The organism is Caulobacter sp. FV2ye17ST (genome assembly GCF_058680955.1).
Genome location: NZ_CM178727.1, coordinates 4062032 through 4085459, shown reverse-complemented (window position 1 = coordinate 4085459; position 23428 = coordinate 4062032). Strand labels below are relative to the sequence as shown.

The 23428-nt window shown below is 67.9% G+C and carries 23 protein-coding genes; 13 read left to right on the top strand and 10 right to left on the bottom strand.

What is annotated here, in order from left to right; translation table 11 throughout:
* Positions 1-14: 14 nt before the first annotated feature.
* The 3 genes from ACW17V_RS19670 to ACW17V_RS19660 are packed head-to-tail and all read right to left on the bottom strand — an operon-like array spanning position 15 to position 3328.
* Complete coding sequence (locus ACW17V_RS19670; RefSeq protein WP_492106712.1) at positions 15-623, bottom strand: TetR/AcrR family transcriptional regulator; 609 nt, start codon at positions 621-623, stop codon at positions 15-17.
* Positions 623-2215 carry a DHA2 family efflux MFS transporter permease subunit gene (locus ACW17V_RS19665; RefSeq protein ID WP_492106711.1) on the bottom strand — a complete coding sequence of 531 codons (1593 nt, stop codon included), beginning with the start codon at positions 2213-2215 and terminating at the stop codon, positions 623-625. Before ACW17V_RS19665 ends, ACW17V_RS19670 begins: the two co-directional genes overlap by 1 nt.
* 9 nt (positions 2216-2224) lie before the next feature.
* The gene (locus tag ACW17V_RS19660; protein WP_492106710.1) at positions 2225-3328 is read right to left on the bottom strand and encodes an HlyD family secretion protein; all 1104 of its coding nucleotides are present in this window, start codon (positions 3326-3328) and stop codon (positions 2225-2227) included.
* Between the two features lie 381 nt (positions 3329-3709).
* On the opposite strand from ACW17V_RS19660, the gene ACW17V_RS19655 reads away from it, so the two are divergent.
* On the top strand, positions 3710-3841 hold the full coding sequence (locus ACW17V_RS19655; RefSeq protein ID WP_419253530.1) for a hypothetical protein: 132 nt from the start codon (positions 3710-3712) through the stop codon (positions 3839-3841).
* Here the strand turns inward: ACW17V_RS19655 and dut are convergent.
* Positions 3838-4299 (bottom strand): dUTP diphosphatase, encoded by a 462-nt coding sequence (dut, locus tag ACW17V_RS19650; RefSeq protein ID WP_492106709.1) that lies wholly within the window; start codon positions 4297-4299, stop codon positions 3838-3840. The genes ACW17V_RS19655 and dut overlap by 4 nt on opposite strands.
* A gap of 50 nt (positions 4300-4349) precedes the next feature.
* Complete coding sequence (gene coaBC, locus ACW17V_RS19645) at positions 4350-5546, bottom strand: bifunctional phosphopantothenoylcysteine decarboxylase/phosphopantothenate--cysteine ligase CoaBC (RefSeq protein ID WP_492106708.1); 1197 nt, start codon at positions 5544-5546, stop codon at positions 4350-4352.
* A 142-nt stretch (positions 5547-5688) separates the two neighbouring features.
* On the opposite strand from coaBC, the gene ACW17V_RS19640 reads away from it, so the two are divergent.
* Entirely contained in the window at positions 5689-6252 is a 564-nt protein-coding gene (locus ACW17V_RS19640) for a hypothetical protein (RefSeq protein ID WP_492106707.1), read from the top strand.
* A 145-nt stretch (positions 6253-6397) separates the two neighbouring features.
* Here the strand turns inward: ACW17V_RS19640 and ubiB are convergent, their stop codons facing one another.
* Together ubiB and ACW17V_RS19630 are read right to left on the bottom strand one after the other, a co-directional pair.
* Positions 6398-7903, bottom strand: a complete 1506-nt coding sequence (gene ubiB, locus ACW17V_RS19635; RefSeq protein ID WP_492106706.1) for a 2-polyprenylphenol 6-hydroxylase — start codon at positions 7901-7903, stop codon at positions 6398-6400.
* Positions 7904-7906: 3 nt separating this feature from the next.
* Positions 7907-8665: a class I SAM-dependent methyltransferase gene (locus tag ACW17V_RS19630; protein WP_492106705.1), complete on the bottom strand. Its 759-nt coding sequence runs from the start codon at positions 8663-8665 to the stop codon at positions 7907-7909.
* Between the two features lie 81 nt (positions 8666-8746).
* Here ACW17V_RS19630 and mutM point away from each other — a divergent pair, with 81 nt between their 5' ends.
* The 3 genes from mutM (at position 8747) to ACW17V_RS19615 (ending at position 11586) form a co-directional block, all read left to right on the top strand.
* The gene (gene mutM, locus ACW17V_RS19625) at positions 8747-9610 is read left to right on the top strand and encodes a bifunctional DNA-formamidopyrimidine glycosylase/DNA-(apurinic or apyrimidinic site) lyase (protein WP_492106704.1); all 864 of its coding nucleotides are present in this window, start codon (positions 8747-8749) and stop codon (positions 9608-9610) included.
* A gap of 62 nt (positions 9611-9672) precedes the next feature.
* Positions 9673-10362: a hypothetical protein gene (locus ACW17V_RS19620; protein ID WP_492106703.1), complete on the top strand. Its 690-nt coding sequence runs from the start codon at positions 9673-9675 to the stop codon at positions 10360-10362.
* A 270-nt stretch (positions 10363-10632) separates the two neighbouring features.
* The gene (locus ACW17V_RS19615) at positions 10633-11586 is read left to right on the top strand and encodes an IS110 family RNA-guided transposase (protein WP_492106256.1); all 954 of its coding nucleotides are present in this window, start codon (positions 10633-10635) and stop codon (positions 11584-11586) included.
* Between the two features lie 38 nt (positions 11587-11624).
* Here the strand turns inward: ACW17V_RS19615 and ACW17V_RS19610 are convergent, their stop codons facing one another.
* Positions 11625-12260, bottom strand: coding sequence for a TetR/AcrR family transcriptional regulator (locus ACW17V_RS19610; RefSeq protein ID WP_492106702.1), 636 nt, complete (start codon positions 12258-12260; stop codon positions 11625-11627).
* A gap of 97 nt (positions 12261-12357) precedes the next feature.
* Here ACW17V_RS19610 and ACW17V_RS19605 point away from each other — a divergent pair, with 97 nt between their 5' ends.
* Entirely contained in the window at positions 12358-12840 is a 483-nt protein-coding gene (locus tag ACW17V_RS19605; protein ID WP_492106701.1) for a PaaI family thioesterase, read from the top strand.
* Between the two features lie 99 nt (positions 12841-12939).
* Complete coding sequence (locus ACW17V_RS19600; RefSeq protein WP_492106700.1) at positions 12940-13821, top strand: AraC family transcriptional regulator; 882 nt, start codon at positions 12940-12942, stop codon at positions 13819-13821.
* Positions 13822-13844: 23 nt separating this feature from the next.
* Here ACW17V_RS19600 and ACW17V_RS19595 read toward each other — a convergent pair whose 3' ends face one another.
* Positions 13845-14027: a hypothetical protein gene (locus ACW17V_RS19595; RefSeq protein WP_492106699.1), complete on the bottom strand. Its 183-nt coding sequence runs from the start codon at positions 14025-14027 to the stop codon at positions 13845-13847.
* A gap of 143 nt (positions 14028-14170) precedes the next feature.
* Between ACW17V_RS19595 and ACW17V_RS19590 the strand changes: the two genes are divergently transcribed.
* From ACW17V_RS19590 to ACW17V_RS19575, 4 genes are all read left to right on the top strand, one after another.
* The gene (locus tag ACW17V_RS19590; RefSeq protein ID WP_492106698.1) at positions 14171-14959 is read left to right on the top strand and encodes an enoyl-CoA hydratase; all 789 of its coding nucleotides are present in this window, start codon (positions 14171-14173) and stop codon (positions 14957-14959) included.
* A gap of 148 nt (positions 14960-15107) precedes the next feature.
* Entirely contained in the window at positions 15108-15383 is a 276-nt protein-coding gene (gene rpsT, locus ACW17V_RS19585) for a 30S ribosomal protein S20 (RefSeq protein WP_492106697.1), read from the top strand.
* 398 nt (positions 15384-15781) lie between these two features.
* On the top strand, positions 15782-17248 hold the full coding sequence (gene dnaA, locus ACW17V_RS19580; RefSeq protein WP_492106696.1) for a chromosomal replication initiator protein DnaA: 1467 nt from the start codon (positions 15782-15784) through the stop codon (positions 17246-17248).
* 118 nt (positions 17249-17366) lie between these two features.
* Complete coding sequence (locus ACW17V_RS19575) at positions 17367-17819, top strand: NUDIX hydrolase (RefSeq protein WP_492106695.1); 453 nt, start codon at positions 17367-17369, stop codon at positions 17817-17819.
* On the opposite strand, the gene ACW17V_RS19570 is transcribed toward ACW17V_RS19575, so the two are convergent.
* Positions 17816-18433 (bottom strand): alpha-ketoglutarate-dependent dioxygenase AlkB, encoded by a 618-nt coding sequence (locus tag ACW17V_RS19570; RefSeq protein WP_492106694.1) that lies wholly within the window; start codon positions 18431-18433, stop codon positions 17816-17818. The two genes, ACW17V_RS19575 and ACW17V_RS19570, sit on opposite strands and share 4 nt — an antisense overlap.
* A 93-nt stretch (positions 18434-18526) precedes the next feature.
* Between ACW17V_RS19570 and ACW17V_RS19565 the strand changes: the two genes are divergently transcribed.
* A complete protein-coding gene (locus ACW17V_RS19565; RefSeq protein WP_492106693.1) occupies positions 18527-21184 on the top strand; it encodes a M1 family metallopeptidase in 2658 nt (885 codons plus the stop codon).
* 324 nt (positions 21185-21508) lie between these two features.
* Positions 21509-23404 carry a molecular chaperone DnaK gene (dnaK, locus tag ACW17V_RS19560; RefSeq protein WP_492106692.1) on the top strand — a complete coding sequence of 632 codons (1896 nt, stop codon included), beginning with the start codon at positions 21509-21511 and terminating at the stop codon, positions 23402-23404.
* Positions 23405-23428: the final 24 nt, after the last annotated feature.

Below are 23428 nucleotides of genomic sequence, written 5' to 3'. Positions count from 1 at the left end.
CCTCGCTTCGTCCCCTAGGGGGCATAGGCGCGCATGAAGCGGCGGGCGATCTCGCCCGCCATGGCTTCGAACTGGGCCTGGGTCTTTTCGGGGGGCAGGCACAGAAGCGCCCGCAGCTGGCTCTGCCCCATCACCATGCCGGAGAAAATCTCGGCCGCCTGGTCGAAGTCATCGACCGCCAGGCGGCCGAGGCGGGTTTCCGTCTTGAGGAAATCGGCCAACTGGCCGCGTGTCTGGCGTGGGCCGGCCTCGAAAACCTCATGGGCCACTTCGGGCATTCCCCCCGCGCCCTGGATGATCACCCGCATGATCGAATAGCCGTTGGCCGCGACAACGGTCTCCAGCATCGTGCGGGCGAAGGCCTCAAGGGTTTCGGTCGGGTTCTTGGCGGCGTCCGGATCGCGGAGCGGCGCGGTCAGCCGGTCGACGCGACGCTCGATCAGGGCGCGGACCAGCTCGGCCTTGCAGCCATAGTGGTTATAGACCGTCTGTTTGGAGACCCCGGCGCGGCGGGCGATCTCTTCCATCGGGGCCGACAGGCCGCGCTGGCCGATCACCTCGACGGCGGCGTCCAGAATGGCCTCGGTCTTGGCGACGTCGATCTGTCCTGGGATCCTGGGCATCAGTGGGCGTCCGAAGGGGGCGGCGCGGCGCCGGCGGCCGGCTTGGCCAGCAGCGAGACGCCGGCGGCGATGAAGCAGCCGATGGCCAGCAAGGTGAAGCTGTCGCCGAAGGCCAGAACCGTCGCCTGTTGCTGCATCATGCCGGAAAAGGCCTTGCGCGCCGCGCCATCGGGATCGGACACGCCCAGCTGGGCCATGCGCGTCGCCAGGCCGGCCATCATGCCCTGGGCTTCCACATTGCCGGTCTGCAGCCTGGAGGTCATGTCGTTGTAGTAGAGCGCGGTCTGCTGGGTGATGCTGGTGGCCAGCAGGGCCAGACCCATGGCGCCCCCCGTATTGCGCGAGAGGTTCACGAGGCCCGAGGCGTTCTTGATCATGTGCGGCGGCAAGGTGCTCATCGTGATCTGCTGGGTGGCGATCATCGCGATCATGACGCCGACGCCGCGGCAAGCCTGAACCCCCGCGAATTCCCAGAAACCCCAGTCCTTGGTCACGCCGTGGGCCATGTACATGCCCCAGCCGGCCAGAAGGAAGCCGATGAACATCGGCAGGCGCGGATCGGTCTTGCGCACCAGCCGGCCGGCGATCGGCCCGGTGATGAACATCGACAGACCCGAAATCACCATGGTGGTGCCCACCTCCGACGCCGAATAGTGACGCACCCGGCCCAGGAACTGCGGCAGCAGGAAGGTGCCGCCAAACAGGCTGGCGCCTGAAACGGCGGTCATCATCACACCGATCGAGAAGTTGCGGTTCGAGAAGGCCCGCAGCTCGACGATCGGATTCCTGTAGGTCAGCGACCGCCAGACGAAGACCACGCCGGTCACCGCCGCCAGAACCGCCAGGCCCAGGATGATATCGTCCTGGAACCAGCTGTTCTTGGCGCCTTCCTCCAGCACGAACTGCAGGCTCATCAGGAAGGTCGCCATCACGGCCAGGCCAAACCAGTCGAAGCCCTTGGAGAGGCTGGGGTCGCCCTTGTCGAACTGGCCCCAACGGGCGACGCCGAACAGCACCACCAGGCCGGTGGGCACATTGATGAAGAACAGCCAGCGCCAGGACAGCCATTCGGTCAGGTGTCCGCCCAGGGTCGGGCCGACCGTGGGGGCCAGGGTGACGATCAGGCCCATGATCACGCTGGCGGTGATCCGGCGCTCGGGCGGGAAGGCGGTGAAGGCCACGGCGAACACCGTCGGGATCATCGCCCCGCCGATGAAGCCCTGCAGGGCCCGCGTGATGATCATCATGTCGATCGACGAGCTCAGGCCCGTCAGCACGCTCATGATGATGAAGCCCGCGCAGGAGGCCAGATAGACCCTCTGCGTGCCCCACAGACGCGACAGATAGCCCGACAGCGGGATCATCACGACTTCGGGGATCAGATAGGCGGTCTGGATCCAGCTGACCTGATCGGCGCTGGCGCCGACCCCGGCCTGGATCTGGGGCAGCGAGGCGGCGACGATCTGGATATCGAGAATGGCCATGAACTGGCCGATGACCATGGCCCCGAAACCCAGGAACAGCTTGGTCCAGTCGGCCTGGCTGAGGGTCTTTGCGGGAGCCGCCGGAGCGGCGATGGCGGCGTCGGTCATCGCCGGCGCCTAGCGCGCGGCGCCCTGGCGGGCGACCTGGGTCGGCGCCTGGCCGGCCTCGGCGAACGACGCGCCCGAGCGGTCGCGGACATCGACCTTGACCTCGACCGACAGGCCCGGCCGCAGGGCGGCGCCCAGCTTGGAGGTGTCGACGACGATCTTGACCGGCAGGCGCTGGGTGATCTTGGTGAAATTGCCCACCGCGTTCTCCACCGGGATCAGGGCGAACTCCTGGCCGGTGGCCGGGGCGAAGCTGTCGACCTTGCCGTGGATTGTTTCCTTGCCGAAGGCGTCGGCCTTGATCTCGACGGCCTGGCCGACGCGAAGGCGCGCGACCTGGGTCTCCTTGAAATTGGCGACGATATAGCTCTGGCCCAAAGGCACGATCGACATCAGCGAAACGCCGGGCTGGACCAGCTGGCCGGGACGCACCGAGCGGGCGCCGACCACACCGGCGACAGGGGCGCGCAGCACGGTGCGCTCAAGGTCCAGTCGCGCCTGCTCGACGGCCGCATGGGCGGCGGCGGCCTGGGCCAGGGTCTGGGCCTTGGCCGAGCCCAGCGACTGGGCCGCGCGGCGTTCGGCCTCGAGGGCGGCCTGGGCGCTGGCCACGGCGGCTTCCGACTGGGTGGCGCCGGCGCGGGTGGTCTGGACCTTCTGCTGCGAGACCCAGCCCTGGTGGGCCAGGCTGTCATAGCGGTCGAGGTCGGCCCGGGCGCGGCTGGAATCGGCCTGGGCGCTGGAGACGCCGGCCGCCTTCTGGGCGATCAGGGCCTGTTCCAGCGAGGCCTTGTCATCCACGGCGCGGACGGCGGCGTCCAGGGCCTGGGCGTTGGCGACGGCCTGGTTCAGTCGGGCCTGGAAGGTGGAGGGGTCGATGCGCGCCACCACCTGGCCGATCTCGACCCGCTGGTTGTCGGCGACCAGGATCTCGGTGATCGCGCCAGAGACCTGCGGGCTGATCTGCACGGTGTCGGCCTGGACGAAGGCGTTGTCGGTGGCCTCGAAGCGCTGCTTGTCGATGTACCAGAAGATCCCGCCAACCAGGATCGCCACGCCGGCGACGCCGCCGACGACCATGGGAACGAGCTTCTTGTTTTGCGGCGCGGCCATGACCCAACCCTGACGAAACCAATAGTCCGACCCGCCCGATAGAAGGGTCCCGGGCGCTCGGCAAGTGATAAATGGACGCACCCGTCCAAAAATCAACGACTTCCGGACGGAATCGCGCAGCCCCGGTCAACGCCCCCTGTTCCGCGGCCCCGCCGCAGGCGCGCGGCGCAACGCTGCACATAGGTCAACTTGACTATATCGCCCCGGCCGTAGCGGCGGCGGAAAGCGGAGCCATGTGACAACCCGTCGCAATTTCGTCTTGCGATGGAATCAATACAGATTAAAAGCCGTCCCCCACTGCAACCAAGGTCGGGGGAGCGCGTATCTCCCAAGCGGCCCAAGTTCGCCGCGCTCGCTACGCCCGCGCCAAAGGATGCGCCGATGAACATTCAACCGCCCCTGGAACACTCGCCCCTGGGCATGTTCCGTCCCGTGCTCTGGCTCGCCGCCGCGGCCTTCGCCGCCGGCTTCGGCGGCTACATGATCCTGGGCCTGCGCGCGATCAACGGTTAGGTCGACACCCCCGTCGATCCAAACCCGCCCGCGCCCCGATCCGTGGACTCGAGGTCGTCGACCTCGACCAGAGTCCACTGCGGCGCGGCGGCGATGATCCCCTGGGCGATGCGGTCGCCCCGGCGGATGGTGAAGTCTTCTTCGCCCAGATTGATCAGCAGCACGCAGACCTGACCGCGATAGTCGCTGTCGATGGTGCCCGGCGCATTGGTCACGGTCACGCCGTTCTTGAACGCAAGGCCCGAGCGCGGGCGGACCTGCATCTCGTAGCCATCGGGGATGGCCACCGAAAAGCCGGTGGGCGCCATGCAGCGCGCGCCCGGCTTCAGCACGATGGGTTCGTCTTCCGGCACATGGGCCCGCAGGTCAAAGCCCGCCGCGCCGGCCGTGGCGTAGGTCGGGACGGGCAGGTCGGGATTGCCGTCCCAGCGCTTGAAGCGGATCGTTTGAGCGGTCATGCGCGCGGTTCCTCTGATGGGTCGCCCCGCTCTAGCTGATTTGAAGCCGATCAGGCCAGCGCCCGGGCGATCCTCTGGGCGATGGCGCGGGCCACCTCGTCCTTGGGCGCGCGATCCCAGCGCTCGGTCCCGTCGCGGGTCACCAGCAGCACGGCGTTGTCCTCGCCGCCCATCACGCCAGGTTCGGTGACGTCATTGGCGATGATCCAGTCGCAGCCCTTGCGCGACAGCTTGGCGCGGGCGTGCATCTCGACATCGTTGGTTTCGGCCGCGAAGCCGACCACCAGCCGTGGCCGGCTGGGGCCCGTGGCCGAGACCGCAGCCAGGATGTCGGGGTTCTCGACGAAGGTCAGGGCCGGCGGTCCGCCACGTTCCTTCTTCAGCTTGGTCCCGAAGGCCTCGTCCACCCGCCAGTCGGCGACGGCGGCGACAAAGACGCCGACATCGGCGGGCAGGGCGGCCTGGCTGGCGGCCAGCATCTGCCGCGCGGTCTCGACATCGACACGCTTCACACCCGGCGGGGTGGGCAGGAAAACCGGCCCGGCGATCAGGGTGACCTCGGCGCCCAGCTGCGCCAGGGCCTGGGCGATCGCGAAGCCCTGGCGGCCGCTGGAGCGGTTGGTGATGCCGCGCACCGGATCGATGGGTTCGAAGGTCGGGCCGGCGGTGACCAGGGCGCGCTTGCCGGCCAGCGGCTTGGCGGCCGGACCGTCCAGGGCTTCCATGATGGCGGCGAAGATCACTTCGGGCTCGGCCAGACGGCCGGGGCCGAACTCGCCGCAGGCCATGGCGCCCTCGTCGGGACCCACGAAGGAGACCCCGTCGGCCTTCAGGGTGGCGATGTTGCGCTGGGTCGCCGGGTGCAGCCACATCCGCACATTCATGGCCGGGGCCATCAGCACCGGCTTGTCGGTGGCCAGCAGGGTGGTCGAGGCCAGGTCGCCGGCCAGGCCGTTGGCGGCCTTGGCGATCAGGTCGGCGGTCGCCGGCGACACCACCACCAGATCGGCCGAGCGCGACAGCTGGATATGGCCCATCTCGGCTTCGTCGGTCAGGGAGAACAGCTCGTCATAGACCTTGTCCTCGGCCAGCGAGCCCAGCGACAGGGGCGTGACGAACTCCGCGCCGGCCCGGGTCAGGATCGGGCGCACGCCCACGCCCGCCTTGCGCAGCAGGCGCGTCAGCTCCAGCGCCTTGTACGCCGCGATGCCGCCGCCGACGATCAGAAGAACCCGTTTGTCGCTCACCGCCGGCCGTCTCCGCTTCGTGTTCAGGCCCCTTATGGCCCATGCGCGGCGATCCGACAAAGGACAAGCTCGTGACGGACTCGACTCGCGTTCCGCTTTCGTTCATTAATCGGTCAGGTTGAACCTGTGGGGCCATGAAATCATGAGGTTGATTAGCTTTCCCGTCACCGCGACCGCGCTTCTGGTGACCGGCGCGTTGTTCCTGACCGCCTGCGACGGCGGCGCGACGGCCGTGCCCGCCTCCAAGGCCGGCGAGCGCAGGGCTTCGGCGGAGGCGACAGACGCGCCTGCTACCTCCGACGCCTCGTCATCGCGCCGCGACGACCCGCGCGATGCGCCGGTCCGCCTGATTGCGGGCAAGCCGTTCTGGGCGGCCAACCGCACCCGCACCGCCGAGGAAAACGCCGAGCGCGCCTTCGAACGCAATGGCGAGGCCTTCGGCGCGGTCACGGTCGATGACTATGTCGAGGCGGCCCACAGGTTCGTCGGCAATCCGCCCAAGGGCGTCGAGACGCTGAAACGGGCCAATGGCGACACCCTGATCTACGATCCCAGGGGCAATGTGTTCGCGGTGGTGTCGAAGGAGGGCGCGCCACGGGCTCTGTTCAAGCCCGATGACGGCGCCAGCTACTGGGAGGTGCAGAAAACCCGGGAAAGCCGCCGCTCGACCGCCGCGCGGGAGCGGGGTCAGGCCGATAGCGGTTGACGACCCTTTATCCGCTCTCCCCGGCGAAAGCCGGGGCCCAGATCGAACCCGTGACGCGGTCGATTGAATTGAGGCGGAAGGCGCGTCATCCCCAGACGCTCAGGCTGTATCTGGGCCCCGGCCTTCGCCGGGGAGAGCGGGGGGGTTAGCCGAACACCAGCGCGCCGGCCGTGAAGGCCACGGCCGCCACGAGCGCGCCGGCCGCGAACCAGGCCAGGGGGCGGGGCTTAGGCGACGCGACCACCGCCACCGGGACCGCCGGCGCTTCCGACAGCCGCGCCATGGCGCGCAGGGCCTTGAGGGCCTCGTCGGCGAAGTCGCGGACCTTGGCGGCCGGCGACAGCTCGCGGGTGATCCAGCGGCGGACCACCGGATCGGCGGCGGCCCAAATGTCGTGGGCCGGGTCGATGCGGCGGGCCACGCCCTCGACCGTGACCATGGTCTTCTGCAGCAGAACCAGTTCGGGCCGCAGGGCCATCTCGAAAAGGGCGGTGATCTCGAACAGCTGGGCCAGCAGCTTGCCCATCGACACCTCGCGGGCGTCGCGGCCGAAGATCGGCTCGCCCACGGCGCGCAGGGCCTGGGCGAAGGCGTCGACGTCGTGGTGGGCCGGCACATAGCCGGCGTCGAAATGGATGCGGGCGATGCGGGCGTAGTCGCGGTTCAGGAAGCCGTACAGGATTTCGGCCAGATATTTCCGCTCGCCGGGGCCCAGACGCCCGATGATGCCGTAGTCGACGGCGACTACCTTGGCCGGGGCGGCGACGAACAGGTTGCCCTCGTGCAGGTCGGCGTGGAACAGGCCGTGGTCCAGGGCCTGGGCCAGGAAGCCGCGGGTGATGTTGTCGGCCAGGACCTTGCGGTCCAGACCCGGCAGCTCCAGCGCCTGCGGATCCGACAGCGCCTCGCCGTCGGCCCAGGCCAGGGTCAGGACCCGCTTGCCGACCCCGTCCCAGACCACCGCCGGCGCGGTCATATAGGCGTCCCGGGCCATCACTTCGCCCAGCTCGGCGCAGCCGGCGGCCTCGAAGCGCAGGTCCATCTCCAGATCCAGGGCCCGGATCACCACCTCGACGAAGTCGCGTGGTTTCAGGCGGCGGGCTTCGGGAACCAGGCGCTCGGCCAGATCGGCGGCCAGGCGCAGCACGGCGCTGTCCTCGGCGACCCGGCGCTCGATGCCGGGCCGCAGCACCTTCACGGCGACCTTGGTTCCGTCCAGCAGCCAGGCCGGATGGGCCTGGGCCAGGGAGGCGGCGGCGACCGGCTCGTCCAGCTGCGAGAACAGGGTCTCGATCGGCCGGCCCAGGCTGCGCTCGATCTCGTCGCGGGCCTGGCTGAGCGGGAAGGGCGGCAGGCGGTCCTTCAGGCGCGACAGGTCTTCGGCGAAGGGCGTTCCGAAGATGTCGGCCCGGGTCGACAGGAACTGGCCCATCTTGATGGCGGCGGGGCCCAGGCCCTCCAGGGCGCCGGCCAGGCGCTGACCGGGACGCCCCAGCCGGGCGCGGGGCCCGGAAAACAGCCGCAGCGTCCGCGCCGCCAGCCGAGCCGAGGGCGGCAGGACCGGATCCAGCTCGCGCGGGATCAGGGCGTCGGCCCGGATCAGCACCCAGCCCGCGCCGATCAGGCGCCAGAACGCGGACATCTGCCCCATGGACTAGACGGCCCAGCCCTGGTGCATCGCCGCGACGCCGCCGGTGAAGTTGGCATAGGTGGCCCGCTTGAAGCCGGCCTCCTGCATCATCGCCAGGAAGGCGCGCTGGTCGGGGAAGCGGCGGATGCTCTCGACCAGATACTGATAGGCCTCGCGATCCTTGGCGACCCACTCGCCGACCTGCGGAATGACCTTGAAGCTGTAGGCGTCATAGGCGCGTGCCAGAAACTCGGTGGCCGGGCGCGAGAATTCCAGACAGATGAAGCGGCCACCCGGCTTCAGCACCCGCCGCGCCTCGCGCAGCGCCGCGTCGATGTCGGTGACATTGCGGATGCCGAACGAGATCACATAGGCGTCGGCATAGGCGTCCGGCAGCGGCAGGCGTTGGGCGTCGCCGACGGTCCAGGTGATTTCCGGCTCGCCGCCCTTTTCGATGCCGGCGGCGATCATCTCGGCATTGTAGTCGATGATGTTGATCACCGCGTCGGGACCGCCCCGGCGCTCCTGGGCGCGGCGGGCCATCTTGGCGAAGCGGCGGGCCATGTCGCCGGTGCCGCCGGCGCAGTCGATGATCACCTCGCCCGGCTGCGGGTTCAGGCGCGCGGCGACGGCGTCCTTCCACAGGCGGTGCACGCCCCCGCTCATCAGGTCGTTCATCAGGTCGTAGTTCTTGGCGACGCGGTCGAAGACCCCGCGCACCAGGCCGGCCTTCAACGAAGGATCGACGTCCTTGAAACCGAATGTGGCGGCAGGCTTGCTCATGACGTCTATCGACCAGGCTCTCTATATGCTGGATCGCTCTTAGACCGCGCGCTGCGTCGCGTCACCTTCTTGAGGCCGCCCTTGCCTGAATTGCCCGAAGTCGAGACCGTCCGGCGCGGCCTTGAACCGACCTTGACCGGCGCGCGCCTGAGCCGCGTGCGCGCCAACCGGCCCGACCTGCGCTTTCCCCTGCCCGAGGGTTTCGTCCAGCGGCTGACGGGAGCCAGGATCCTGCGGCTGGACCGCCGCGCCAAATATCTGCTGGCCCCGCTGGATCGCGGCGACACCTTGGTGATGCACCTGGGCATGACCGGGCGCTTCGAGATCGCCGCCCCTGAGGGGACCATCCGCCCCGGCGACTTCGCCCGCGAGGTCAAACCCGACGACAAGCACGCCCACGTCGTCTTCGAGACGGAAGCGGGGGCGGTGGTCACCTATCATGACCCCCGGCGCTTCGGGTTCATGGACCTGATCGCCACCGACCAGGTCGACCGCCATCCGTGGTTCGCGACCATGGGCCCCGAGCCCCTGGGCGAGGATTTCACGCCCCAGACCCTGGTCAAGGCCTTCGCCGGTCGCAAGCAGGGGCCCAAGACCCTGCTGCTGGACCAGAAGACCGTCGCGGGCCTGGGCAATATCTATGTGTGCGAGGCCCTGCACCGGGCGGGCATCTCGCCGTTCAAGCCCTCGGGCCTGATCGCCGGCAAGCGGCTGGGGCCCCTGACGACCATCATCAAGGACGTCCTGGCCGAGGCCGTCGAGGTGGGCGGCTCCACCCTGAAGGACTTCGCCGCCGCCGACGGCGCCCTGGGCTATTTCCAGCACCGCTTCCGGGTTTACGACCGCGAGGGCGAGGCTTGTCCGATGGTCGGGTGCAAGGGCGTGATCGCGCGGGAGGTCCAGGCGGGGCGGTCGACGTTCTTTTGTCCGGTGTGTCAGGTTTAGAGGCGGAGCCCGGCCCCTTGCGCAAATCCCCGCCCCGCTCAGTGCAGGCAAGAAGGACCTGGATGCAGAACACCATGTTCTGCACGTTCACGGCCATTGCGGCGATGATATTTGGCTTCATGTCCGGTTCCGCGCTCCTCACAATTTCGAGCGCCGCCGCCGTGGTCGCAGGAATCGTCGCCGTCGTGCTCCACCGGCGTCTGGGTGAGGGGCCCTTGAGACGTCGAGCCGCGCGTACAGGGCGTTTGCATGCGGAGTTGGCGACCTGGGCCATAGCGCCGCCGATGGCTGTGGCGCTTCTCACCGTCGCTCTTCATCCCTACACATCCGGCGGCCTGTCCCGCGGGTTCGAAACGACGCTGGTGTCAGGAAAGCCGGCCGAGATCCGGTCGGAGACCCGGCGCGTCATCATGCCGGACGGTCAGAGCTACTATTATCTGTGTGGACCGGAGCGTCGCCAGCGCAGCAATTGCCCTGGCTTGGCCAAGTGGAAGGCGTTGCCCCGTTGGCCCGAGCCCGAGAACATCGAGATGCAGGTGATAGGGTCTCGCATCTATGGCCTGACGATGGACGGTGAGATGATCGTCGACATCAGGACTGACGGTGAGGACAAGCAGGCCAATGCAATGATGTCGCTGGCGGGTCTTGGTTTGGCCGGGGTTGCAATCATGGCAATCCGGCGTCGTTTAAGTGCCCTGGCAAAGCTGCGACGGCCCCAGAAAGCGGACGCCCCGCGTCCCGCTCATCCTTAAATCTCTTGGAAGCTGCAGCGTGCCGGAGTGGAAAGGTCTGTCAAGGACCGCCTCCGGCGGCCGCGTCGCGGCGACGCGGAGCGTCGTCCTCGTATGATGGACAAGCGGTCGGATCGTGAGGTTTGATCGCCGTGTGGCCGGTAGCCCGTCGTTCGTCCCTGCGACCAGATCCCGTCTCAAGCTTGGGCGCCGGTCATGCGTGTTGTGACACTCCGAACAGCTGACTGAGGCGGCCTCTCGGCCGACCCCGCATGCACGAGGCAGGAGCCCATGACTTCTCAACCCATCTACGCAGGCGTCGATATCGCCAAGCATCACATAGACGCGGCGATCGCCCCCTCGGGCGATCGCCTCAATATTTCTTCGGGCGACCTGGACAAGCTCGTCGCCTGGATGGCGCGCAGGAAGCCCAGGCTGGTGGTGGTCGAGGCCACCGGCGGCTACGAGCGCGACGCCGTCGCCGCCCTCGCAGGCGCCGGGCTGGCCGTGGCGGTGGTCAATCCCCGCCAAGTCCGCGACTTCGCCAGGGCCAGCGGCCGCCTGGCCAAGACCGACCGCATCGACGCCGATGTTCTGGCCGCCTTCGGCCTGGCCATCCAACCCGAGCCGCGACCATTGCGGGACGAAGACGCCAGCGTGCTCAGAGACTTGGTCGTGCGCCGACGCCAGCTTCTGGCCATGCGCAAGGCCGAGAAGAACCGGCTGGAGATGCATCTCAGCCCAGCCGTCCGCGCCGGCGTGGAGCGCCACCTGGCCTTCATCGATGGCGAGATCAAAGGCGCCGATGATGACCTCGACCGCCTGATCCGCCAGAGCCCCGCCTGGCGCGCCGACGATGAGCTGCTCCGCTCCGTGCCCGGCGTCGGCCCCGTACTGGCGCGAACGCTCATCGCCGAGATGCCGGAGCTGGGCCAGCTCAACAGCCGACAGATCGCCGCCCTGGTCGGCGTCGCGCCCTTCAACCGCGACTCAGGCAAGATGCGCGGAACCCGCTCCGTCTGGGGCGGGCGCCCCGGCGTCCGGTCCGTCCTCTACATGGCCACCCTCAGCGCCATCCGCTGCAATCCTGTTCTCAAGGTCGCCTACCAGCACCTCCGCACGGCCGGAAAGCCGCCCAAGGTCGCCATCGTCGCCTGCATGCGAAGGCTCATCGTCACCCTAAACGCCATCCGCAAATCCAGATCAGCCTGGAGCTCAGACTTGACCGCCATCACAGCTGCTTGAGAGACCTTTCCACTCCGGCGATCGTCTCGCCGTGAGATTTAAGGATGGCTCCCTTCGGCGCGAAGGCCGCCCCGCGCCCGGCCGCCCGCCGGATAGCCCAGATAGGCCCGGCTGAGCCGCACCAGCTCGTCCTCGAACTCCGGGCTCAGCAGGAAGTCGGCGCCCTCCAGCACTGCAGCCCGCATGGCGCCCTGCACCGCGCGGCTGAGCACGAAGGCCTGGACGGGTGTCAGAGGCCGGCCCTCGGCGTCGGTCAGGCCGGTTTCCGCCGCCGCGAACCGCGCGGCCAGTTCGCCGTGGTCGGCCGTGGCCAGCAGGCTGGACATGGCGATGCGCCGCGCCCGGCTGCGGCCGGCGAAGGCCTGGACGAAGGCGCGGATCATCGCCCGATCCCGCGCCAGGCCCGGCGCGCCGCCCTCGACCACCGCCATCACGGCGCGCCGGTGCGCCTCGGTCTCGCGCTGGGCCAGGGCCTGCAGGATCGCCTGCTTGTCAGGGAAGTAGCGATAGAGGGCGCCGATGCTGACGCCGGCGCGCTGGGCCACCGCATTGGTGTTGAAGCCGGCCTCGCCGGTCGCCTCCAGAACCTGAGTTGCGGCTTCCAGAATATAGTCCACGGTCGTCCGGGCGCGCGGCTGGCGGGGCGTTTTGCGAGCCTTTTCAACGGCTGTCATTCAGGAACCCTCCGGATCGGCGCCGCCCTGGAAGTCGAGTAACAGGGCCCGCGCCGACGCCCTAGCCTTGCCGCCGACAACCTTGCGGGAGGACAGCATGACATGGGCCACGGATCGATTGAACGCTCTGAAGGCGGGGGACGCCACCGCGCCGCCGATCGTTCAGACCCTGAAGCTGGGCCTGATCGACGACTGGGGCGAAGGCTGGGTGCGCAAGTCCTGGAGCCCGAGCCCGGAGCTCGCCACCGCCGACGGCTCGCTGTTCGGGGGCTATCTGGCGGCGCTAGCCGATCAGATCCTGGCCTTCGCGGCCATGACGGTGGTTCCGCATGATCGCCTGTTCCGGACGGTGAACCTGCAGATGACCTTCCTGAGGGTGGGACGCAGCCATCCCCTCGCCATCGAGGCTCGCATCGTGGCCCAGACCCGGCAGCTGATCACCGCCCGCGCCGAGTTTCGCCGGGAGGACGGCGTGGTGATCGCCGACGCCACCGCCCAGCAGATCCTGATGGCTTTCGACCATTGGCCGGCGGAGCAGGCGGCGATAGAGGCTTTGGGCGGACGGTCGAGGTCGGACTGAGCGACGCCAGGGTCCTGGTCCCGGCTTCAAACCGCAAGATCGGTCGAGCGCGGGGCGGTCTCGGGCAGCAAGCTGGGATCACCACGACGGATGAGGACGATGACGGCGGCGCTCGAACACTACCATGCCCGGATGCAGAGGGTGCTGGATCATATCGACCGGCATCTGGACGGCGATCTGGACCTGGACGCGATGAGCAGCGTTGCCGCGTTTTCCAAATTCCATTTCCACAGGCAGTTCAAGGCGACCTTCGGGCTGTCCCTGCATCGCTATGTCCAGCTGGCGCGGATGCGTCAGGCCTCCAAGCGGCTGGCGGACGGGCAGGGGCCAAGCGTGACGGATATCGCCCTGGACGCCGGCTACGAGACGCCCGACGCCTTCGCCCGCGCCTTTCGGCAGAGGTTTAGGCAGTCGCCGTCGCGTTTCCGGAAATCGCCTGACTGGGAGCCGTGGCTTGCGGCCTTCGGGCCGCTCAACTCAGCCAGGAGCAGGATCATGCAGCAGACCTTTACATCCGATCAGGTGACCCTCCGCGAGGTGGCGCCGACCCGCGTGGCGATGTTCGAACATCGGGGCGATCCGGCGACCCTCGACGCCACCATCCAGAAATTCATCGCCTGGCGCAAAGCCGCCGGATTGTCGCCCAGGACCAGCCCGACTTTCAATATCTGGCATTCCGAACGGCGCCCGGCCGACGCCGCCGACTACAGAATGGATCTCTGCGTCGGCCTTGGCGCAGGCCAGGCCATCGAGTCCGCGGACGAGACGGTCAGGGTGGGCGAAATTCCCGGCGGCCGCTGCGCGGTCCTGCGCGTGACCGGCGACACCCACAATCTGGAGCCCGCCGCGCTCTATCTCTACCGCGACTGGCTGCCGGCCAGCGGCGAGGAGATGCGCGACTTCCCCCTCTACTGCCAGCGCTTCATCCTGGACGGTCCGGAGCAGGGCGCGGCGGCGGAGCTGTTCCTGCCGTTGAAGTAGGCGCGCGGGTTCGGGGCGGCAGGTCACTCCACCGGATGGGCGAGGCCGATCGCTTCGGTCGGCGCGTCATCCGTGTCGTTCTCGGGGACGATCTCGGTCGGCTCCTCCTGTCGCGCCAAGTCACGGGCCCCGACGCCGCCGCCCTGCTGGATGTTGTGGTTCGCCTCGGGGGTGGTCGGATCGTAGATGTCGTCGCGCTCGGCCATGGGGCTTCTCCTGATGCTGGAGATCAAACGGTCCGGCGACCGGGCCGTTCCTCGGGTTCACCGATGCGCGAGCTTCGCCGTGCGGGGCTCCCCTTCCGCGCGACGCGCTCTATAAAAGCCGCGCATCACAAGGAGTGTCGCGCGTGGCCTACCAGACCCTGATCGTCGAAACCGCACCGGAGGGCGCCGCCGGCGTCGTCCTGATCCGGCTGAACCGGCCCGAGGCGCTGAACGCCCTGAACGCCCAGCTGCTGGGCGAGCTGGCCGTGGCCCTGGGCGAGGCTCAGGCCGACGACAGCGTGGGCTGCATCGTGCTGACCGGCTCGGCCAAGGCGTTCGCGGCCGGCGCCGACATCAAGGAGATGTCGGACAAGTCGTATGCGGAGATGTTCAAGGCCGACTTCTTCACCGCCGGGGCCCGCGCGGTCGAGCAGTGCCGCAAGCCGATCATCGCCGCCGTGTCCGGCTACGCCCTGGGCGGCGGCTGCGAACTGGCGATGATGTGCGACTTCATCATCGCCGCCGACACCGCCAAGTTCGGCCAGCCCGAGATCAATCTGGGCGTCGCGCCCGGCATCGGCGGCACCCAGCGCCTGACCCGCTTCGTCGGCAAGTCCAAGGCCATGGACATGATCCTCACTGGCCGGATGATGGGGGCCGAGGAGGCCGAGCGGTCAGGCCTGGTCAGCCGGATCTTCCCGGCCGACATGCTGCTGGGCGAGGTCCTGGCCATCGCCGGCAAGATCGCCGGCCAATCGCCCCTGGCCGTGGCCATGAACAAGGAACTGGTCCTGGCCGCCTATGAGACCACCCTGACCACCGGCGTGGCGCTGGAGCGGCGCCTGTTCCACTCGCTGTTCGCCTTCGAGGATCAGAAGGAGGGGATGGCGGCGTTCGTCGACAAACGTAAACCGACGTTTAAGGGCCGCTGAAGCCGGGGCGCGACCGGTCGTCGCACCCCGGGGCAAATCCTTTTCGACAGCCGTTGACCGATCTACCTGCTTCCCGTATATCCGCGCGCTCAAGATTTTCCCTGCTTCGCGGCTGTCCCGCGCGGCTGTCCGTTTGAAGGTCCTACCTATGGCCAATAATCCCGGCGCCAAGAAAGCGATCCGCAAGATCGCCCGCCGCACCGAGGTGAACACCGCTCGCCGTTCGCGCGTGCGCACGTTCCTCCGCAAGTTCGAAGACGCCCTGGCGGCCGGCGACGCCGCCGTCGCCAAGGCCGCCTTTATCGAGGCTCAGTCGGAACTGATGCGCGCCGTTTCCAAGGGCGTGGTTCATCCGAACACGGGTTCGCGCAAGGTGTCGCGCCTGGCCGCTCGGTTGAAGAAGCTGGACAAGGCCGCCGCCTAGTCCAGATTCTGGACGAACCAGGTTCGTCCAAGAAATTCAAGTATTTACAAGAGCCGGTTGGAGCAATCCAACCGGCTTTTGCTTTGCGCTCAACTGCACGCTTTGTTAAAATAACAACGTCCGAAAAATGCCGGACTTAACTATTCCCTTGCCAGGCGAGGGGCTCTCGCGAGTCAACAGAAATATCCGCGATCGGACGCAAGTTTTCCGTTTGACCAGCAGGGTCGGCTGGCTAGTTTAGGCGTCTCAGCGCTCTTCCAGTCTTTGGAAAACCAGCGGCGGCAGAAACCATGTGTTCTGCTGACTAAGCCTCTGTGCGCGTTGAGAAAACCGGTCGTTTCGCCATGGGGGGCGGGCGGCAGGCTTGCGAGCGGGTTTTTGTACGAGGCGGTGGACTGATGACGATCAAGGGTGGGGTGGCGAGCCAGGACTTTTCGGCTGCGATTCCAGCGGTTGCCTGCGAGCCGGCCGGCGGTGTCTGGCACAAGGTCTGCGTGGCGCTGAAGCGCGAGCTGGGCGATGCGGCCTTCGGGTCGTGGATCGCGCCGGCTCTGTTGCGTGAAGGTCCTTCTGGGGATGTGGTTCTGGTCACCCCGACCGGGATCGCCCGCGACTGGATCCGTCGCAGCGCCTGGCGTCGCATCGGCGAGCTGTGGACCGCCAATGATCCGACCGCGCGTCGCATCGACCTGAAGTCGCGCCTGGAATTCGAAGCCTCGGCCGGCGCCTATGTCGACGCCGCCAAGGCCGAGCCGATCGAGATCGTCCTGCCCGTCTCCACCGACGCCCCCAGCCTGGCCCCGGTGCCGACCGGCAAGCCCTCGCGCACCCAGGGCCTGCAGGAACGCTTCACGTTCGAGACCTTCGTCCCCGGTCCCGCCAACGAATTCGCCCACGCCGTGGCCCGCCGGGTGGCGAGCTGGGCTGACGGCCACTTCAATCCCGTCCTGTTCCACGGCCCCTACGGCTTTGGCAAAACCCACCTGCTCAACGCCCTGGCCTGGGAGGCCATGCGTCAGGCCCCGACCAAGCGCGTGGTCTATCTGACCGCCGAGCGCTTCCTGTCGACCTTCGTGCGCGCCGTGATGGATCGCCAGACGGCCGCCTTCAAGGAAGAGCTGCGCGCCGCCGACCTGCTGATCATCGACGATGTGCATTTCATCGCCGGCAAGCAGTCGACCCAGGAAGAGCTGTTCCACACCCTGACCGCCCTGGTCGAGGAAGGCCGCCGCGTCGTGTTCTCGTCGGACCGTCCGCCCTCGGCCATGACCGAGATGGACGCTCACCTGCGCTCGCACCTGTCGGCGGGCCTGGTCTGCGGCCTCGAGCCGGCCGACCGCTCGCTGCGGATGGGCATTCTGGAGCGCAAGATCCAGACCCTGTCGGCCGCGCACGGCTCGGACCCGACCATGCGGCCGGACGTGCTGCAGTTCCTGGCCGACCGGTTCACCGACAGCGTCCGCGAGCTGGAAGGCGCGCTCAACACCCTGTCGGCCCGGGCCGGCGAGGGCCTGTCGCGCCTGACCCTGGACGAGGTCCAGGCCATCCTGCGTCCGCACCTGCGGTCGGGCGAGAAGCGCATCACCATCGACGACATCCAGAAGGCCACCGCCGACCACTACGGCATGAAACAGGCCGACCTGCTGTCCGAGCGCCGCAACCGCGCCATCGCCCGTCCGCGCCAGGCGGCCATGTGGCTGGCCAAGCAACTGACGACGCGCTCGCTGCCGGACATCGGTCGCCGGTTCGGCGGTCGCGACCACACCACGGTCCTGCACGCCGTGCGCCGCATCGAGGCCCTGCGCGTCGACGACAGCGCCCTGAACCACGACCTGGAGGTTCTGGCCCGCAAGCTGCGCGGCTAGGTCGTCGCGGGCCGGGTAACCGGTTTCCGTAGGGTCACGGATCAAGCATTGAAGGGGCCGTCCAGCAGGGCGGCCCCTTTTTCGTGGTCGTTTCGCCGCTACGAACTAGGATGAGAGGATGCGTGAACGGCCTTCATCCCGCCTGCTGGTGATCGACCCCGATGACCGGCTTCTGCTGTTCCGGTTCGCGCACAAATCCGGACCATTGGCGGGGCAGGTGTTCTGGGCGACGCCAGGCGGAGGCCTGGATCCCGGCGAGAGCTACGAAGACGCCGCGCGTCGGGAGCTGCTTGAAGAGAGCGGCTTCGCCATCGACGATCCCGGCCCTCAGGTCGCCCGCCGCCAGGTGGAGTTCCGCACGCCGGAGGGTGAGACGGTGACGGCTGACGAGCGCTTCTTCCTGGTCCGCGTAGCGGCGTTCGACCTCTCGTCCGCGCGATGGACCGAACTGGAACGCGAAGTCATGGCCGAGCATCGCTGGTGGTCGGCCTCGGACTTGCGATCGACCGTCGAGCAGGTGTGGCCGGACGATCTGCCCGACCTGCTGGTGCGCGCGGGGGTCTGGGCCTAGGCCGGCAGGGCCCGACGCAGCGTCAGATTGATCCGTCCGCCATCGGGCACCAGGCTCGACGAGCCCGGGATGGTCCGGTCCACGCCGTGGAACGCCAGCCGCGCCGGACCCGCCAGCCGGCACACATCGCCCGAGGCCAGTTTCAGGCTGCGGGTCGGGTCCTTGCGCGAGGTTCCGCCGATCCGGAAGACCGCCGTGTCGCCCAGCGAGATCGACAGCACCGGAAAGCGGGGGTCGGCCTCGTCGCGGTCCTGGTGCAGGCCCATGCGGGCGTCGCCGCGATAGAGGTTGATCAGGCAGGCGTCCGGCGGCGTGTCGGGATCGCCCAGGGCGGCCCACAGGTCGAGCAGAGCCCGGGGCATGGCCGGCCAGGGCGCGCCCGTCCCGGGATGGTGCTCGGCATAGCGATAGCCGCCGGCGTCGCTGGTCCAGCCCAGGGGGCCGAAACTGGTCATGCCGACGCTCATCGCCTTGCCATAGGCCGTGGCGTAGTGGGCGAACGGCGCGGCCTTCGCGGCCTCGAACACCGCGGCGACCAGCTCGGCCTGGGTCTGCTGTGACAGCAGGCCGGGCCACAGGTCGAAACCGGGAACAACGGAGAGCGGCTGGATCATTACGCAGATTTAACGCGCCGGAACCGGACGGAAGGTGTTGGTTTGCGCCGCTGGCCGACTTGGCCGCCGGAATTTTCCATTTTAGGGCCGTACATGCGTCGTCTTTTGTCCTCCGCGGCCGCCGCCGTGCTTCTTCTCGCCGCCAACGGCGCCTTCGCCGCCCCGGCCGCCGTCTCTCCGGGCGCCACCGCCGCGACCGTCACCACCCAGCTGCCGCGCACCGTCGTTCCTTCGCACTATGACCTGGCCTTCACGCCCGACGTCGAGAACCTGACCTTCACCGGCAAGGTGAAGATCTCCGTCGAGGTGGTCGAGGCCACCAACACCATCACCCTGCAGGCCGCCGACCTGACCTTCGCCGGCGCCGACCTGACCGGCCCCAACGGGGCGAAGATCGGCCCGGCGACCATCAAGATCGACGAGGAGGCCCAGACCGCCGCCTTCACGTTCGCCAGGACCCTGGCCAAGGGCAAGTACGTTCTGTCGATCGACTATGCCGGCAAGATCTACAAGCAGGCCGCCGGCCTGTTCGCCCTCGACTACGAGACCGAGGCCGGCAAGAAGCGCGCGATCTACACCCAGTTCGAAAATTCCGACGCTCGCCGCTTCATCCCCTCGTGGGACGAGCCCTTCTACAAGGCCACCTACAGCGTCGAGGCCACGGTCCCGACCGGCCAGATGGCCCTGGGCAACATGCCGATCGAAAAGAGCACCGACCTCGGCGGCGGCAAGACCCTGGTCAAGTTCGCCCGGTCGCCGAAGATGTCGACCTATCTGCTGTTCTTCGGCCTGGGCGAGTTTGACCGCGCCACGGTCAAGGCGGCCGGCGTCGATGTCGGCGTGGTCACCAAGAAGGGCGACATCCCCAAGGCGCAGTTCGCCCTGAAGTCGGCCGGCGACCTGCTGCCGTGGTTCAACGACTATTTCGGCACGCCCTATCCGCTGCCGGCCCTGGACAACATCGCCGCGCCCGGCCGCAGCCAGTTCTTCAGCGCCATGGAGAACTGGGGCGCGATCTTCTATTTCGAATACGCCCTGCTGCTGGACCCGAAGATCTCGAGCCAGAGGGACGCCCAGGGGGTCTTCACCACCGTGGCCCACGAGATGGCCCACCAGTGGTTCGGCGACCTGGTCACCATGGCCTGGTGGGACGACCTGTGGCTGAACGAGGGCTTCGCCTCGTGGATGGAAGGTCGGGCCACCGAGCACTTCCACCCCGAATGGAATTCGGCCCTGAACGCCGTGGGCGGCCGTGAATACGCCATGAGCCTGGACGCCCTGCAGACCACCCACCCGGTGGTCCAGCACGTCGAGACCGTCGAGCAGGCCAGCCAGGCCTTTGACGGCATCACCTATCAGAAGGGCGAGGCGGTCATCCGCATGCTCGAGGCCTATGTCGGCGCCGACGCCTGGCGCGCCGGCGTGCGCACCTACATGAAGAAGCACGCCCACAAGAACACGGTCAGCGATGACCTGTGGCGTGAGATCGAGGCCGCCGCCGGCAAGCCGATCACCGATATCGCTCATGACTTCACCCTGCAGCCGGGCGTGCCGCTGATCACCGTGACGGACGCGACCTGCGCGGCCGGCAAGACCACCCTGTCCCTGACCCAGGGCGAGTTCAGCAAGGATCTGCCGGACAAGAAGGCCCTGACCTGGCGCGTGCCGGTCACGGTCAAGGCGGTCGGCGGCGGCGAGGCCAAGACGCTGGTGACGGGCGGCAAGGGCTCGGTCACGGTCGACGGCTGCGGTCCCGTGATCGTCAACGCCGGCCAGAGCGGCTATTTCCGCACCCTGTACGGCCCGACCCGCTTCAGCGGCGTGGTGGCCAGCTTCGCCGGCCTGCCGGCCATCGACCAGTTGGGCGTGATGTCCGACGTCTGGTCGATGGGTCTGTCGGGCTATCAGCCCGCGACCGACTTCCTGGATCTGGCCAGCGCCGCCCCGGCCACGGCCGAGCCGCAGGTGCTGTCGAAGATCGCCAGCGTCTTTGGCGCCATCGATGGCTACTATGAGGGCATGCCCGCCGAACGCGCCGCGTTCCGGAAGGTGGCCCTGGCCCGCCTGAACCCGATGCTGGCGTCGGTCGGCTGGACGCCCAGGGCGGGCGAGCCCGACACGGTCGCCATCCTGCGCGGCGAACTGATCGGCGCCCTGGGTCGCATGGGGGATGCGGCGGTGGTCGCGGAGGCCAACCGCCGCTTCGCCGCCGACAAGACCGATCCTTCGGCTATCCCCGGCCCGCTGCGCAAGGTGATCCAGTCCGTGGTGGCCCAGCATGCCGACGCCGCCACCTGGGATCTTATCCGCGCCCAGGCCCAGGCCGAAAAGACCCCGCTGATCCGCGCGCAGCTCTATTCGCTGCTGGCCTCCAGCCAGGACGACGCCCTGGCCCAGAAGGCGCTGGACCTGGCCCTGACGGCCGAGCCGGGCGAAACCCTGTCCAGCACGATGATCTCGCGCGTGGCCGGCGGTCACCCGGACATGGTCTTCGACTGGGCCGTGGCCAACAGGGACGCGGTCAACGAGAAGGTCGATTCCAGCTCGCGCACCCGGTTCATCCCGGGTCTGGGCGCCGGCTCCTCGAACCCGGCCATGGCCGAGAAGATCCGGGCCTACGCCGCCGCCAACCTGGCGGAAGGTTCGCGCAAGGAGGCCGAGACGGCGGCGGCTTCGGTGCTCAACCGGGCCGGCATCCGCCAGAACCGCCTGCCGGCGATCACCGCCTGGGTGAAAAAGACCGGCGGCTGAACGCCACACTTGTAAAGTACTGATGGTGGCCGCGCCGGTCTGGCGCGGCCATTTTCCGTGACCGACCCGAAGATTCCCCTTCTCAAGATGAGGGAATGGGCTTGCGGGGCGGCGCGTATCCCCCATATCGGCTTCAAGCGGGGTTGACGGGCTCGTCAACTTCGGGGAACGCACTCTGCCCACTCGGCCCTGGTCGGGACGGGCAGGATTGGATCAACCGTTAGGAAGTTCGACCAGACGGGGACGGAGCGAGAAAAACCGGGGCGCTTGCGTCTAAGGCCCTTGTCACCGCCGTCCGCCATTCAGGAGCGACAGGTTCGTAATATGAGCAAGATTATTGGTATCGACCTTGGCACCACGAATTCGTGCGTGGCCATCATGGACGGCAAGACCCCCAAGGTGATCGAGAACGCCGAGGGCGCCCGCACCACCCCGTCGGTGGTTGCGTTCCTCGAGGACGGCGAGCGCCTGGTCGGCCAGCCCGCCAAGCGTCAGGCCGTCACCAACCCCACCAACACGCTGTTCGCCATCAAGCGCCTGATCGGCCGCACCGCTTCCGACCCCGTGGTCGAGAAGGACAAGGCGATGGTCCCCTATGACATCGTCAAGGGTCCGACCGGCGACGCCTGGGTCAAGGCCCAGGGCAAGGACTACAGCCCGCAGGAAGTCTCCGCCTTCATCCTGCAGAAGATGAAGGAAGCCGCCGAGACCCATCTGGGCGAGCCGGTGACCAAGGCCGTGATCACCGTTCCGGCCTATTTCAACGACGCCCAGCGTCAGGCGACCAAGGACGCCGGCAAGATCGCCGGCCTGGAAGTCCTGCGCATCATCAACGAGCCGACCGCGGCCGCCCTGGCCTATGGCCTGGACAAGAACGACGGCAAGAAGATCGCCGTCTATGACCTGGGCGGCGGCACGTTCGACGTCTCGGTTCTGGAAATCGGCGACGGCGTCTTCGAAGTGAAGGCGACCAACGGCGACACCTTCCTGGGCGGCGAGGACTTCGACCTTCGGATCGTCGACTACCTGGCCGACGAGTTCAAGAAGGAGCAGGGCGTCGACCTGCGCAAGGACAAGCTGGCCCTGCAGCGCCTTCGCGAAGAGGCCGAAAAGGCCAAGAAGGAACTGTCCAGCACCGCTCAGTACGAAGTGAACCTGCCCTTCATCTCGATGAACGCGTCGGGCCCGCTGCACCTGAACATCAAGCTGTCGCGCTCCAAGCTGGAAGCCCTGGTCGAAGACCTGATCGCCCGCACCATCGGTCCGTGCGAACAGGCCCTGAAGGACGCCGGCCTCAAGAAGAGCGACATCGACGAAGTGATCCTGGTCGGCGGCATGAGCCGCATGCCCAAGGTCCAGCAGGCGGTGCAGGACTTCTTCGGCCGCGAGCCGCACAAGGGTGTGAACCCTGACGAAGTCGTGGCCCTGGGCGCCGCCGTTCAGGCCGGCGTTCTGCAAGGCGACGTCAAGGACGTGCTGCTGCTGGACGTGACCCCCCTGACCCTGGGCATCGAAACCCTGGGCGGCGTGTTCACCCCGCTGATCGAACGCAACACCACCATCCCGACCAAGCGCTCGCAGACCTTCTCGACCGCTGACGACAACCAGTCGGCCGTGACGATCCGCGCCTTCCAGGGCGAGCGTCCGATGGCCGTCGACAACAAGTTCCTGGGTCAGTTCGACCTGCAGGGCATTCCGCCGGCCCCGCGCGGCATCCCGCAGATCGAGGTCACCTTCGACATCGACGCCAACGGCATCGTCAATGTCCACGCCAAGGACAAGGCGACCAACAAGGAGCACTCGATCCGCATCCAGGCCAACGGCGGCCTGAGCGACGCGGACATCGAGCGCATGGTCAAGGAAGCCGAAGCCAACAAGGCCGGCGACGAGAAGAAGAAGGCGCTGGTCGAGGCCAAGAACCAGGGCGAGGCCACGGTCCACGCCACGGAAAAGGCCATGGCCGAGCACGGCGACAAGGTCTCGGGCGACGACAAGGTCGCCATCGAGACCGGCCTGACCGACCTGAAGACGGCTCTGGAAGGCGAAGACGTCGACCTGATCAAGGCCAAGACCGACGCCCTGCGTCAGGCCTCGATGAAGCTGGGTGAGGCGATGTACGCCGCCCAGCAGGGCTCTGGCGAAGGCGACGACGCCGCCGCGGACGATGGCGTCGTCGACGCCGAGTTCGAGGAAGTCGACGAAAACAAGCCGGCGAACTAGTTCGCCATGCGCGCGCCGCGGAAC